Here is a 14,087-nt window from a genome sequence, read left to right on the forward strand (position 1 = left end):
CCATGGCTGTCGACTCCGTCGCTACCAACACGTTCGGCTCCAGTACCTCCACCTCGAACCAGCTGCAGCAGCAGACGCTTTCGCAGTCGGATTTCCTGAAGCTCATGGTCACCCAGATGACCAACCAGGACCCGACCAAGCCCATGGACTCCACCCAGATGGTGGCGCAGATGGCGCAGTTCTCGCAGGTGGCCGCCACGCAGCAGTTACAGCAGTCGTTCGACTCGCTGGCGTCCAACCTGTCCGGCGACCAGTTCGTGCGCGCATCGGCGATGGTCGGCCACGACGTGCTGGTGCCGTCCTCCGCGGCCAAGCTGCAGGGCGGCACGATGAGCGGCGCGGTGAACGTGCCCAGCTCCGGCACCATCGTCAACGTGCAGATCAAGGACGCGGGCGGCAACGTCGTGCGCACCCTGCCGCTGGGCCAGCCCGATACCGGCCTGGTCGACTTCACCTGGGACGGCAAGTCCGACGACGGCACGCAGCTGCCGGACGGCGCCTATCAGATCTCCGCTACTTCCGGCGGGACCGCGGCGAGCACCTTCGTGCGCGGCAAGGTGGAAGGTGTCGGTGCCTCAGGCACCGATGGCACGTACGTGCAGGTGGCCGGTTACGGCGGCGCCCTGCTCAGTCAGATCGCGCAAATCCTGTAACGCACAGCGAGGAATTCCACCATGCCTTTCGATATCGCCCTCAGCGGCCTCAACGCGGCGTCCACCGACCTGGAAGTGACCGCCAACAACATCGCCAACGTCAACACCGTCGGCTACAAGGGCTCGCGCGCCGAGTTCTCCCAGGTGTATTCGGTGGCCGGCGAAAACCTCTCCGCCACGGCCGCCGGCAGCGGCGTGCGTGTGACCAACATCGCCCAGCAGTTCGGCGACGGCAACCTCACCCAGACCGGCAACTCGTACGATTTCGCACTCAGCGGCGAAGGCTTCTTCACCCTTCACGACGGCTCGGGCTACTCGTATTCGCGCGCGGGCAACTTCCATCCCGACGCCAACGGCTTTATCGTCAACGCCACGGGCCAGCGCGTGCAGGTGTATCCGCCGACGCCCACGGGCGGTTTCAACATCTCCTCGCTGTCCGACCTGCAGATCACCACCGGTTCGGCGCCGGCCAAGGCCAGCGCCAACATCGGGCTGACCGCCAACCTGCCCTCGACCGCCACCGCGCCGGCCGTGACCCCGTTCGACCCGACCAACGCCCAGACCTACACCAACCTGTCGACCTTCCAGGCCTACGATTCGCTCGGCGCCACCCATACGGTCAACGTGTATTACGCGAAGAACGCCACGTCCAACGGCTGGGACGTGCACATGACCGTGGACGGCACCCAGATGAAGGATGCCAACGGCAACCCGCTGACCCAGCAGCTGACCTTCAGCGCCGGCGGCGCCATCGCCACCCCGGCCAACGGCAAGCTCGACTTCGGCCCCGTGTCGCCCAACCCCGGCGCGCAGCCGATCGACCTGGCGATCGACGTGAGCAAGGTGACCCAGTTCGGCGACACGTTTTCGACCACGGCGGTCACCAACGACGGCTACTCGGCCGGCAAGTTCTCCAAGATCGACGTGGCCAAGGACGGTACCGTCTCGGCCATCTACTCCAACGGCGCCACGATCCCGCTGGGCCAGCTGGCCATCGCCACCTTCGCGAACAACCAGGGCCTGCGCCAGCTCAACGACACCAATTGGGTGCCGTCGTCCGAATCGGGCCAGCCGATCCGCGGCGTGGCCAACTCCGGCGACGTCGGCGTGGTGCAGTCGGGCCAGCTCGAATCCTCGAACACGGCCGACCTCACGGCGCAGCTGGTGAACATGATCAAGGCGCAGCGCAACTACCAGGCCAACGCGCAGGTGATCACCACCGATAACCAGCTGACCCAGACGATCATCAACATCCGCAGCTGACGGCGGGGGATAAGCCATGGATCGTTCCGTCTACATCGCGATGACCGGGGCCACTCAGGTGATGCGGGCCCAGGCCGAGGTCGCGCACAACCTCGCCAACGCCAACACCACCGGCTTCAAGGCCGAGCTGTCGGCCTTCCAGTCCATGCCCGTGCAGGGCGACGGCCTGGCCACGCGCATCAATGGCGTGGCCCAGGGCAAGGGCTGGGACAGCGCTGGCGGCAAGCAGATGGAGACGGGCAACGACCTGGACATCGCCGTGCAGGGCGACGGCTGGATCGCCGTGCAGGCGCCGGATGGCAGCGAAGGCTACACACGCGCGGGCAACCTGCGCGTGGATGCCGACGGATTGTTGACGGACGCGCGCGGCAATCCCGTCGTGGGCGGCGGTGGCCCGATCACCATCCAGCAGGCCTCGAGCCTGAAGATCGGCGCCGACGGCACGATTTCGGTCGTACCGCTGGGCGAAACGCCTTCCACCGTCGCCACGACCGACCGGATCAAGCTGGTCAATCCCGGCAACGACCAGCTCAGCTACGGCAGCGACGGGCTGATGCACATGAAGGACGGCAGCCAGGCCGAGGCCGACGCCAACGTCCGGGTGACCTCCGGCGCGGTGGAATCGAGCAACGTCAACCCGTCCGAAGTGCTTGTGCAGATGATTTCGCTCTCGCGCGAGTTCGAGATGCAGGTCCGTTCGATCAAGGCGGCCGACGAAAACGCCCAGTCGGCATCGAAATTGCTACAGGTGGGGTAACCCCCGGCGCGCGACGCAAAACCGTCGCCGGCACGCAACGCGCCCGACGGCGCAGGAGTCAACGATGTTCACGTCCCTCTGGATCGCCAAGACCGGCCTCGATGCGCAGCAGACGCGCATGGACGTCGTGTCGAACAACCTGGCCAACACGAACACCACGGGCTTCAAGCGCGCCCGCGCGGAGTTCGAGGACCTGACCTACCAGAACCGTGGCCAGGCCGGCGCGCAGACGACCGAACAGACCCAGTCGCCCACCGGTTTCATGATCGGCACCGGCGTACGCGTGGTCGGCACGCAGAAGATGTTCGAGCAGGGCGGTTCGCAGCAGACCGACAACCCCTACGACGTGCGCATCAACGGTCGCGGCTTCCTTCAGGTGACCCTGCCCGACGGCACCGTGGGCTACTCGCGCGACGGCTCGCTCAAGCGCAATTCGGACGGCCAGATGGTGACCAACGACGGTTACCCGATCGAGCCGGCCATCACCGTGCCGGCGAACGCCACCTCGCTGACCATCGGCAAGGACGGCACCGTGAGCGTCACCACGCCGGGCAACGCCGCCGCCCAGCAGATCGGCCAGATCCAGCTCGCCGATTTCACCAATCCGGCCGGCCTGGAGCCGCGCGGCGACAACCTCTATGTCGAAACCGCGTCCAGCGGCGCGCCGCAGACCGGCACCGCCGGCCTCAACGGCCTGGGCACGCTCGAACAGAACTCGCTGGAAACCTCGAACGTCAACGTCGTCGAGGAGATGGTCAACATGATCGAAACCCAGCGCGCCTACGAGATGAATTCGAAGGCGATCTCGGCCTCCGACCAGATGCTCCAGTTCATCACCCAGCAGACCTGATGACCGCCATGAACCGTCTCCTTGCCCGTCTTTCCGCCGCCGCGCTGCCGCTCGCGCTCCTGGCCGGTTGCGCCATGGTGCCGCCGACCCCGCGCCCGATGTACAGCGCGACCATGCCCGACGAGCCCGTCGCGCCCGCGCAGCCGACCGGGTCGATCTATGCCGACCAGCAGTCGATGGAACTGTTCGCCGATCCGCGCGCGCATCGCACCGGCGACATCCTGACGATCACGCTGGTGGAATCCACCCAGGCGAGCAAGAAGGCGGCGACCAGTACGAACAAGAAGAACGGCAGCAACATCGCCTCGCCCACGTTGCTGGGCCAGGGCCTGCGCATCGGCGGCAAGACCGCCGATAGCGCGCTGTCGAGCAACAACGCCTTTGCCGGCGACGGCTCGTCGAGCCAGAGCAACCAGCTCTCGGGCGAGATTACCGTCACGGTGTCCAGGCGCCTGTCCAACGGCGCACTGATGGTGCAGGGCGAGAAGTGGCTCACGATCAACCAGGGCGAAGAGCTGGTGCGCATCTCCGGCATCGTCCGCCCGCAGGACATCGGCTCGGACAACGTCGTGCCCTCCAGTCGCGTCGCCGATGCGCGCATCGAATACGTGGGCAAGGGCACGCTGGCCGATTCCAATACGCGCGGCTGGCTGTCGCGCTTCTTCGATTCGAAGTGGATGCCGTACTGATGAACGCCGTCGCCCGTTTCTTCGCCGTCGCCACGCTTGCCCTCGGCGTGCTGGCGCCCGCGCACGCCGACCGCATCCGCGACCTCACCCAGGTCGGTGGCGTGCGCAGCAACCAGCTCGTCGGCTACGGCCTGGTCGTGGGCCTGGATGGCAGCGGCGACCAGACCAGCCAGGCCCCGTTCACGACGCAGAGCCTGGAAAACATGCTCCAGCAGTTCGGCGTGAACGTGCCGGCGAACGTGCGGCCGCAGCTTAAAAACGCCGCCGCGGTGACCATCACCGCCGAGTTGCCGCCCTTCGCCAAGCCCGGCCAGCGCATCGACGTCACCGTCGCCTCGATCGGCAACGCCAAGAGCATCCGCGGCGGCGAACTGCTGATGTCGCCGCTCAAGGGCGCCGACGGACAGATCTACGCCATCGCGCAGGGCAGCGTCGTGGTCGGCGGCGTGAGCGCCCAGGGCAAGAGCGGTTCCAGCGTGCAGGTGAACATCTCCGCCAGCGGTCGCATACCCGGTGGCGCCTCCATCGAGCGCAGCGTCGCCACGTCCTTCGACAAGGGCGGCGACATCATGCTCAACCTCAATACGGCCGACTTCACCACCGCCGCGCGCGTGGCCGAAGCGGTCAACCGCAACTTCGGCGCCGGCACGGCCCGCGCCATCGACTCGGCCACGATCGCCGTGCGCGCTCCCATGGACGCGTCGCAGCGCGTGGCGTGGCTGTCGACGATCCAGGGCCTGGACGTGACGCCGGGCGATGCACCCGCGCGGGTCATCGTCAATTCGCGCACCGGTACCGTGGTGATCGGCTCCGACGTGAAGGTCGGCGCCGCCGCGGTCGCGCACGGTGCGATCCAGGTGACGATCAGCGAGCAACCCCAGGTCAGCCAGCCCAATGCGTTCAGCCGCGGCCAGACGGCCGTGGTGCCGAGCAGCCAGGTCGCGGTCAGCGAGGAGGGTGGTCACATGTTCAAGTTCGGGCCAGGCACCAGCCTGGATGCCATCGTGCGTGCCGTGAACCAGGTCGGCGCCTCGCCCAGCGACCTCATCTCGATCCTTCAGGCCCTGAAGGAGTCCGGTGCCCTGCGCGCCGAACTGGTGGTGATCTGACATGGCCGCCGCCGTCGACACGCAGGCCCTGGGCACCTACACCGACCTGTCGGCGTTGGGTGGCCTGAAGTCGGCCGCGCAGAAGAACGCGAACGCCGCGTTGCCGGCCGTCGCCAAGCAGTTCGAGTCGATCTTCACCCAGATGATGCTCAAGTCGATGCGCGACGCCAGCGCGTCCATGGGCGACGACATCATGGGCTCGCAGGCGGGCGATACCTACCGCCAGATGTTCGACCAGCAGCTGTCGGTGACGCTTTCGCAGGGGCGCGGCATCGGCATCGCCGACATGCTCATCCGCCAGCTCGGTGGCGCATCGTCGGCGTCCAAGGGCGCCAACGACGGCCTTTTCGCTGGCGTGACCGGCGACGCCACCACGGCGTCGGCGATCTCGTCGCCGTCGGACAAGAACAGCGGCCTGATGGATTCGCTCGAGGCGATGGTGGGCAAGGCCGGCCGCATGGTGGGCGACGGCGCCAACGCCGTCGCCAACGCGGTAGGCAAGCTGGACATCGACGGCCCGGAGGATTTCGTGCGCACCTTCGCGCCGCACGCGATCGAGGCCGCGCGCAAGCTCGGCGTCTCGGTGCGTGCGCTGCTCGCCCAGGCCGCGCTGGAAACCGGCTGGGGCAAGCACATGCCGCAGCAGGGCGCGACCGCGAGCAACAACATGTTCGGCATCAAGGCGGGCAGCAGCTGGGACGGCAAGCGCGTGAGCGTGCCGACCCTCGAATACGAAAATGGCGTGGCGGTGCGCAAGCGCGACAATTTCCGCGCCTACGATTCGCCGTCGCAGTCGTTCAGCGACTACGCCGACATGGTGTCGTCGAGCCCGCGTTACGCGGCGGCGGTGGGGCGGGGTGACGACATCGCCGGCTTCGCCCACGCGCTCACGCGCGGCGGCTATGCCACCGATCCGAGCTACGCGCAAAAGCTGGTCGATATCGCCAACGGTCCAGTGATGAAGCAGGCGCTCGCCGCGCTCAGTCACATCGCCGACGCGCTGTGACCGTCACCGCGACCCTGACCCGCTAAGCCACGAGGACACAAGGACACGACGATGGCCGATCTGCTTTCCACCGGGGTATCCGGACTGCTTGCCTCGCAAGTGGGCCTCTCCACCGTCGGTCACAACATCAGCAACGTGAACACCGCGGGCTACACGCGGCAGACCACGTCGTTCAACGCACGCGCGCCTCAGTATTACGGCGGCATGTACATCGGCCAGGGCGCCGATGCGGTGAGCGTGCAGCGCTCGTACAGCCAGTTCCTCACCCAGACCATGTGGTCGGCTACCTCCAGCCAGAGCCGCGCCACCCAATACGCCGCCTATACCGCGGCGACGAACAACGCGGTGAGCGGCTCGGCCAACCTGCAGACGGCTCTGGACGGCTTCTTCGGCGCGGTCAACGACGTGGCGAACGCGCCGGTCGATACGGCCAGCCGGCAGGCGCTGCTGGGCAAGGCCAATACGCTGGTGTCGACATTCCGCTCGCTGTCCTCGCAGTTTCAGCAGATCGACCAGCAGACCAACCAGCAGGTCACCAGCGCGGTCGGTGACATCAATTCGTTGGCCCAGAGCATCGCCGACCTCAACGGGCAGATCCAGAAAGCCTACGCGGGCGGCGCGGCGCCGAACGACCTGCTCGATTCGCGCGACCAGGCGATCACCCAGCTGTCGGCGATCGTCGGCGTGAGCGTCACCGAAAACAGCGACCACATGGTGACGGTGTCGATCGGCAACGGCCAGCCGCTGGTGGGCGCCACCAACGCGGTGAAGCTGACCACGGCGACCAACCAGTACGACTCCTCGCGCCTGGAAGTCGTCGGCCCGGGCGGGTCGGTGATCAGCAACCAGCTGGGCTCCGGCTCGCTGGGCGCGGCGTTCGATTTCCGCACCACCGTGCTCGACCCGGCACGCAACCAGCTCGGTCGCGCGGCCATCGCGATGCAGAGCGCATTCAACGCCCAGCATGCCCAGGGCGTCGACCTCAATGGCGACCAGGGCGGCAATTTCTTCTCGATCGCCGACCCGGCGGTGTTCAACAGCGTGGCTAACACCGGCAACGCCACCATGGCGGCCAAGATCACTGACGTAGGCAAGCTGAGTGCCTCCGATTACGTCGTGCGCTACGACGGCGCCAACTGGTCGGTGACCACCGCCGATGGCACCACGGTGCCCTCGACGGGCAACGGCTCGGTCGCCAACCCGCTGACCGTCGATGGCTTGCAGATCACCGTGCCCAGCGGGACGCCCCAGAAGGGCGACAGTTTTCAGATCCAGCCCACGCGCAACGCCGCGTCGACGATCAGCGTGGCGATCTCCGACACCAACAAGATCGCGGCATCCGGCCCGCTCGTGGCGACCCGCTCGCCGTCCAACACCGGCAAGGGCGTGCTCGGCGCGCTCACGGTGACCAACGCCGCGGATCCGAACCTGAAGACGCCGGTCGTCATCCAGTTCACCTCCCCGACGACCTACACCGTCAACGGCGGCGCCGCACAGACCTACACCGACCCCGGCACGATCGCAGGCAACGGCTGGACGCTCAAGCTTTCCGGTGCGCCTGCCGCTAACGATACGTTCAACGTGAACCCCGCGAGCTCGGCAAGCGGCGACAACGGCAACGCGCTCGCGCTGGCGAACGTGGCCAACCTCGGCGTGCTCGACAAAGGCGTGACCACGATCGGCAAGTCCTACAGCCAGCTGATCGCGCAGGTCGGCACGGCGGGCGCGCAGGCGAACACGGCGATGTCCGCGCAGCAGAGCATCCTCGACCAGGCCACGGCGGCGCAGCAGAGCCTCTCTGGCGTGAACATGGACGAAGAGGCCTCCAACCTGCTGCGTTTCCAGCAGGCCTATGCGGCGTCCGCGCAGGTCATCAACGCGGCCAACACGGTTTTCGATTCCCTCCTGAGCGCGGTACGAGGCTGATCATGCGAATTTCCACCACATGGGGTCAGCAGCAGGCGGTCAATTCGATGCTCAACCGCCAGTACGACCTGTCGCAGACCCAGCTCGCGCTGGGCAACGGCAAGGCGATCCAGACGCCGTCGGACGACCCCGCAGCGGCGGCGCGCGCGGTCGACGTCAGCTCGGCCAGCGCCCAGAACGACCAGTACACGCGCAACATCCAGTCGGCGTCGAACCGCCTTTCCACCGAGGAACAGGCGCTTTCGTCCGCGGGCGACATCCTCGACCGCATCCGCACCCTCACCCTGCAGGGCAACAACGGCACGCAGACCGATGAGTCGCGCAAGTCGATCGCCGCCGAACTGCGGCAGAACCTCAGCGCCCTGGCGGGCCTGGCGAACACGCGCGACGGGCAGGGCGAATACATCTTCGCCGGCAGCCGCACCTCGACCCAACCGTTCACCCTCAGCGACCTGTCGGTGACCTACGGCGGCGATCAGAACCAGCGCATGGTCGCGGCGGCGCCGGGTATGCAGGTGGCGACCGGCGACGACGGCGATTCGGTCTTCATGGCGATCAAGGGCGGCAACGGCACCTTCACCGTCGGCGCGGGCGCCGCCAACACCGGCACGGCGGTGGTGCAGACCACCTCGGTGACCGACGCCAGCCAGTGGGACGGGCGCAATTACGGCGTCACCTTCACCTCGCCGACCACCTACGAGGTGCACGACCTGACCGACCCGACTGCGCCGGTGGTCTCCACCGGCACGTACACCGGCGGTGCCGGCGCGATCCAGTTCAAGGGCGCCCAGCTGAACATCACGGGCACCCCCGCCACCGGCGACACCTTCAGCGTGTCGCCGTCGTCGAACCAGGACGTGTTCTCCAGCGTCGCCGGCATCATCAACGCCTTCGAGGCCGGCAACGGCGGCGGTCCGGCGATGAACAACCAGGTCAACGCGCAGCTGATGAACCTCGACCAGGCGCAGGGCAATTTCCTCAAGACGCGCACGCAGATCGGCGCGCGGATGAACGTGCTCGACCAGCAGACCGACATCGGCTCCGACGCGAGCCTGCAATACAAGAGCACGCTGTCCAACCTCACCGAACTGGACTACGCCAGCGCCACGAGCAAGTTCGCGCAGGAGCAGTCCGCCCTCGACGTGGCCCAGCAGGCGTACGTGAAGATGCAGAACCTGTCGCTTTTCAATTACCTCAAGTAATCGATTCCGGCGAAGGCGCGCGGATGGGGTCCATGCGCTTTTCGCTCTGATTATCACGGGCGGCCGACCGCCGTCTTTTACCGCTTTCGCGTTATTTGCCCATCACCGGCAAATCATCGAAAAAGGCCCTAAACCCTGTGCGATCCATGCCGATACCCCTCGTGACGGCAGCTGGGCAGGGTGCTCCTACCGGGCCTGCGTCACATGAAGTCGCTACAGCGTCAGAAAATCCACTCAAGTTTCTTCCCGGCGTGCCGTAAACCTCTCTGAGGCGGAAGGCTTCCCTAACGGAACCCCGCCGGACTACGCCGCAACTTATTCCGGCATTCGGTTCCGCTTACACAGGATCATTCCCATGTCTCTGACCATCAACACCAACATGATGTCGCTGACCGCCCAGCGTAACCTGAGCGCGTCGCAGAACAAGCTGTCCTCGGCCATCGAGCGCCTGTCGTCGGGCAACCGCATCAACAGCGCGAAGGACGACGCCGCCGGCCTCGCCATCTCGACCCGCTTCACCACCCAGATCAACGGCCTGAACCAGGCGGTCCGCAACGCCAACGACGGTATCTCGCTGTCGCAGACCACCGAATCGGCCCTGGACGAAGTCACGAACAACCTGCAGCGCATCCGCGAGCTGGCCGTGCAGTCGACCAACGCCTCCAACTCGTCCAGCGACCGCGCCGCCCTCGACGCCGAAGTGCAGCAGCGTCTGTCGGAAGTGACCCGTATCGCCACGCAGACCAACTTCAACGGCATGAAAGTGCTCGACGGCTCGGCCAAGAACCTGAGCTTCCAGGTCGGCGCCAATGTCGGTGAAGTGATCTCCGTCGGCCTGAACCAGGGCATGAAGGCCAACCAGGTCGGGCAGCTGGCCCAGGCCTCGGTCGCCACCACGTTCCCGGCGGGCCTGAGCCTGGCCAACGGCGACCTGACCATCGGCGGCACCAGCGTCACCGGCAACTTCACCGACGCCAACTCGCTCGCCACCGCCATCAACGGCGTGTCGGCCGGCCTGGCCTCGGTGGTCAACGGCGAAATCAAGCTGACCAACGGCACCAACGCGGCGATCACGGTCGCCGGTAACAAGGCCACCAGCCTGGGCCTGAACGGCACGCTCGCCGCCAACACCGGTACGCAGACCTCCACGGGCGTCAACGCCGCCGTGACGGCCCCGGCCCAGCCGGTGACCATCGCCGCCGGCCAGCTTTCGATCCAGGTCGGCAGCGGCACCGCGTTCAACATCTCCGGCACGTTCAAGTCCACGCAGGACCTGGCCGACGCTATCAACAGCCAGTCGTCGCAGGGCATCTCGGCCTACGTCGGCCAGAACGGTTCGCTGAACATCGCCTCGGCCCAGGCCCTGACGATCACGGCCACCGCCGGCAGCCCGGCCGCCACCCTGGGCTTCACCTCGCAGAACGTCGCGGTGGGCACCGGTACGCTTGCCGACTCCAGCATCGCCACGGTCGACGGCGCCAACGCCACCATCAACCGCGTCGACGCGGCCCTGCAGTCGGTGTCGAGCCTGCGCTCCAACCTCGGCGCGGTGCAGAACCGCTTCGAGTCGACCATCTCCAACCTGCAGAACATCTCGCAGAACCTGACCTCGTCGCGCTCGGCCATCACCGACGCCGACTTCGCCCAGGAAACCGCGAACATGTCCTCGGCACAGATCCTGCAGCAGGCCGGTGTGTCGGTGCTCGCCACCGCCAACCAGTCGCAGCAGATCGTCACCAAGCTGCTGGGTTAATCGGCAGCGCTACCACCCCGGGGTCCGCCCCCGGGGTTGGCAGGGTAATTGCTTAGTTGTCCGCGGCGGCCTTCGACACGGGGGCCGCCGTCGGCAAATTGGCGCCCGGGCAGTGAGGCGTCTTCCACGGAGCACCTCATGGCAACCAGTCCCGTCAATCTCGGCTCCAGCTCGATCGATGTGCCGACCATCGTCAAGAACCTCGTCGCCAACAAGCGCGCGGCACCCGACCAGGCGATTGCGGACAAGCTCAGCCAGAACAGCACCCAGATTTCGTCGCTCGGCAACTTCACCTCCTCGGTGAGCGCGCTGCAGACGGCCATCGCCTCGCTTAGCGACGGCACCGCCTTCCAGACCCGCAAGGTCGCCATCGGCGACAACACGGTCTTTACGGCCATCACCGGCACCAACGCCCAGCCGGGTAACTACGACATCAAGGTCACCCAGCTGGCGGCCGCGCAGAAGACCACGTCGCCGGCCTTCACCAACAGCAGCACCGCGGTCGGTACCGGCACGCTGACCATCGCCATCGGCGACAAGTCGATGTCGCTGAATGTCGACAGCACGAACAATTCGTTGCAGACGATCCGCGACATGATCAACAAGTCGTCGGACAACCCGGGCGTGAGCGCCAGCATCGTCACCGGTACCGATGGCGCGCACCTGGTGCTGTCGTCGAACAGCGCCGGCGCGGCCAACGCGTTCAAGGTGACCAGCAGCGGTGGCGACGGCAACCTGGCGTCGTTGAACTTCGACCCGGCCAGCGGCACGCCGACCGTGGCGGCCCAGGACGCCAAGTTCACGATCGACGGCCTCGCCGCGAGCAGCTCGACCAACGTCGCCACCACGGCGATCGACGGCGTGACGATCACCCTTGCCAAGACCGGCGAGACCACCCTCAGCGTCACCAACGACATGAGCGCGGTGACATCCGGCGTGCAGGGCCTGGTCAATGCCTATAACAGCTTCATCGGCACGTACCAGCAGCTGACCAAGTACGACCCGACCAACCAGCAGGTGGGCGCGCTGATCGGCGACGCCACCGTGTCGTCGATCAAGAGCCAGATCTCGACCCTGCTCGGCAAGCAGTTCACCGGCAATGCGACCGGCCCGTCGTCGCTCAGCGACCTGGGCGTCGCTTTCCAGACGGACGGCACGCTCAAGCTCGATACCACCAAGCTGACCAACGCGTTGACGAACAACCCGCTGGAAACCCAGAACCTGCTCAGCGGCAGCAACGGTATCGCGCCGGCGCTGAACACCCTGATCACGGGCTGGACGTCGTCCACCGGCATCCTGACCCAGCGCCAGAACAACCTCAATCAGGCCACCAAGGACCTGAACGCCCAGCAGGACGCGCTCAACGATCAGATGAACGCCTACTCGGACCGGCTGACCAAGCAGTACACCGCGCTCGACGCGATGATGACCAAGCTCGCCGGCACCACCAGCTTCCTGTCGCAGCAGTTCGACATGCTGGCCAACAGCAAGTCCTGACGATTTCTCGAGGATATCTTTCATGTCTTACGGCTATTCCCGCGGCGCAGGCGCCTACCAGCAGGTCCATGCCCAGGGCGGCGTGGAAACGGCGGACCCGCATGGCCTCGTGACCCTGCTGATGGACGGCGCGCTGGAGCGCATCCGTTTCGCCCGCGGCTGCATGGTGACCGGTAACGTCGCCGGCAAGGGTGAGGCGATCTCCAAGGTCATCGAGATCGTGGGCGGGCTGCAGTCCGGCCTGAATCCCGAGATCGAAACGCCGCTGGTGGGCCAGTTGGCCGACTTGTACGACTACATGAGCCGGCGCCTGCTCCAGGCCAACCTGCATGACGATACCGAGGCGCTGGACGAAGTCTCCCGCCTGCTCAACCAGCTTCGCGCCAGCTGGGTCGCCATTCCCGTCGAGGCCCGCCAGGTGGCTGGAGCGGGCGCGTGAACGACGTGCTCTGGTGTGACGTGGCCCGGGTGCTGGAGCTCACCGAGTCGATGCACGCCGCCGCCAGCGAATCGCGCTGGGACGACATGGCCGATCTCCAGGCCGAGCGCGATCCCATCCTCCATGCCGGCACGATGCGCCAGGCACCGGAGACCATGGAAACGCTCAAGTCCATCATGCTTTTGGAAAACCTGATCACCGACCTCGTCTCCGCCGCCCGCGACGAGGCGGCCCAGGCGTGGGACGAGGCGCGCCGCGTGCGCCGCGCCGTGGCCGCGTATAGTTCGTTCTGAGCAGGCCATGGCGGGGAGGGGTGCGATGAGCGACGACGGCTGGAAGGCCTTTTCCGAGCGCGTGGCCTGGGATGCCCGGTTCCACGCCACCTGCGAAACCCGCGAGCGTCCCGATCCGTCGGAACTGGCCCTGGTGAACGACCGTAACGCGTCCGTGCTGGTGGCCGTTTCGGCCCTGATGGAGCGGCGCAGCGAAACCAGCGAAGACGACGGCGCCCTGAGCCAGGAGATCGTCCGGCTCGACGCCAAGCTCAATGTCCTCATGGAAATCGTCAACCGGCTGCTGTTGCCCCAGGCGGGCCTGCCGCCGCGCATCCCCGTGCGTTTCAACGCCCACGGCGCGGTACTGCCTTGGGACGGCTTGCCGCCCGTCGGGCAGGCCGTGGTGCTGCGGCTTCATTTCGACGCCTGCCGAGCCCTGCCGCTCGAATTGCCGGGCGTGCGACTGCCGGGGCCGTCCGACGGCCGGGGCTTCATCGGTTTCGAGGGGCTCACCGAAGCGACCCGCGATGGCATCGAGCGCCTGGTGTTCCGCCAGCACCGGCGCCAGGTGGCCGAGGCGCGCGCCCAGGCCCGTCCGGGCGACGGCGGTGACGGCCGCGGCGACGTACCTTAGTCGTGGCCTAGGGGGCGGCGCGTTGTCCCCCAAC

The 14,087-nt window shown here is 66.8% G+C and carries 14 protein-coding genes; all 14 read left to right on the forward strand.

Annotated features, from left to right (window positions below; genetic code table 11):
• Window positions 1-2: 2 nt before the first annotated feature.
• The 14 genes from PI246_RS02190 (at window position 3) to PI246_RS02255 (ending at window position 14,053) form a co-directional block, all read left to right on the forward strand.
• On the forward strand, window positions 3-653 hold the full coding sequence (locus tag PI246_RS02190; RefSeq protein ID WP_320549645.1) for a flagellar hook assembly protein FlgD: 651 nt from the start codon (window positions 3-5) through the stop codon (window positions 651-653).
• 21 nt (window positions 654-674) lie between these two features.
• Window positions 675-1,916 (forward strand): flagellar hook protein FlgE, encoded by a 1,242-nt coding sequence (flgE, locus tag PI246_RS02195; protein WP_320549646.1) that lies wholly within the window; start codon window positions 675-677, stop codon window positions 1,914-1,916.
• Between the two features lie 16 nt (window positions 1,917-1,932).
• Window positions 1,933-2,673, forward strand: coding sequence for a flagellar basal-body rod protein FlgF (gene flgF / locus PI246_RS02200; protein WP_320549647.1), 741 nt, complete (start codon window positions 1,933-1,935; stop codon window positions 2,671-2,673).
• Window positions 2,674-2,737: 64 nt separating this feature from the next.
• Window positions 2,738-3,523 carry a flagellar basal-body rod protein FlgG gene (flgG, locus tag PI246_RS02205; RefSeq protein WP_320549648.1) on the forward strand — a complete coding sequence of 262 codons (786 nt, stop codon included), beginning with the start codon at window positions 2,738-2,740 and terminating at the stop codon, window positions 3,521-3,523.
• Window positions 3,524-3,531: 8 nt separating this feature from the next.
• A complete protein-coding gene (gene flgH, locus PI246_RS02210) occupies window positions 3,532-4,212 on the forward strand; it encodes a flagellar basal body L-ring protein FlgH (protein WP_407069765.1) in 681 nt (226 codons plus the stop codon).
• Window positions 4,212-5,321 (forward strand): flagellar basal body P-ring protein FlgI, encoded by a 1,110-nt coding sequence (locus PI246_RS02215; RefSeq protein ID WP_320549650.1) that lies wholly within the window; start codon window positions 4,212-4,214, stop codon window positions 5,319-5,321. The genes flgH and PI246_RS02215 overlap by 1 nt, the downstream gene beginning before the upstream one ends.
• Window position 5,322: 1 nt before the next feature.
• Complete coding sequence (gene flgJ, locus PI246_RS02220) at window positions 5,323-6,327, forward strand: flagellar assembly peptidoglycan hydrolase FlgJ (RefSeq protein ID WP_320549651.1); 1,005 nt, start codon at window positions 5,323-5,325, stop codon at window positions 6,325-6,327.
• Between the two features lie 51 nt (window positions 6,328-6,378).
• Window positions 6,379-8,253 (forward strand): flagellar hook-associated protein FlgK, encoded by a 1,875-nt coding sequence (gene flgK / locus PI246_RS02225; protein WP_320549652.1) that lies wholly within the window; start codon window positions 6,379-6,381, stop codon window positions 8,251-8,253.
• A 2-nt stretch (window positions 8,254-8,255) separates the two neighbouring features.
• Window positions 8,256-9,455: a flagellar hook-associated protein FlgL gene (flgL, locus tag PI246_RS02230; protein WP_320549653.1), complete on the forward strand. Its 1,200-nt coding sequence runs from the start codon at window positions 8,256-8,258 to the stop codon at window positions 9,453-9,455.
• Window positions 9,456-9,810: 355 nt separating this feature from the next.
• Complete coding sequence (locus tag PI246_RS02235) at window positions 9,811-11,208, forward strand: flagellin N-terminal helical domain-containing protein (protein WP_320549654.1); 1,398 nt, start codon at window positions 9,811-9,813, stop codon at window positions 11,206-11,208.
• Window positions 11,209-11,346: 138 nt separating this feature from the next.
• Window positions 11,347-12,705, forward strand: coding sequence for a flagellar filament capping protein FliD (gene fliD, locus PI246_RS02240; RefSeq protein ID WP_320549655.1), 1,359 nt, complete (start codon window positions 11,347-11,349; stop codon window positions 12,703-12,705).
• A 22-nt stretch (window positions 12,706-12,727) separates the two neighbouring features.
• Window positions 12,728-13,144, forward strand: a complete 417-nt coding sequence (gene fliS / locus PI246_RS02245; RefSeq protein ID WP_320549656.1) for a flagellar export chaperone FliS — start codon at window positions 12,728-12,730, stop codon at window positions 13,142-13,144.
• Entirely contained in the window at window positions 13,141-13,437 is a 297-nt protein-coding gene (fliT, locus tag PI246_RS02250; RefSeq protein ID WP_320549657.1) for a flagellar protein FliT, read from the forward strand. Before fliS ends, fliT begins: the two co-directional genes overlap by 4 nt.
• 25 nt (window positions 13,438-13,462) lie before the next feature.
• On the forward strand, window positions 13,463-14,053 hold the full coding sequence (locus tag PI246_RS02255) for a PilZ domain-containing protein (protein ID WP_320549658.1): 591 nt from the start codon (window positions 13,463-13,465) through the stop codon (window positions 14,051-14,053).
• Window positions 14,054-14,087: the final 34 nt, after the last annotated feature.

It is taken from the genome of Luteibacter sahnii (assembly GCF_034063545.1).
GTDB lineage: Bacteria > Pseudomonadota > Gammaproteobacteria > Xanthomonadales > Rhodanobacteraceae > Luteibacter > Luteibacter sahnii.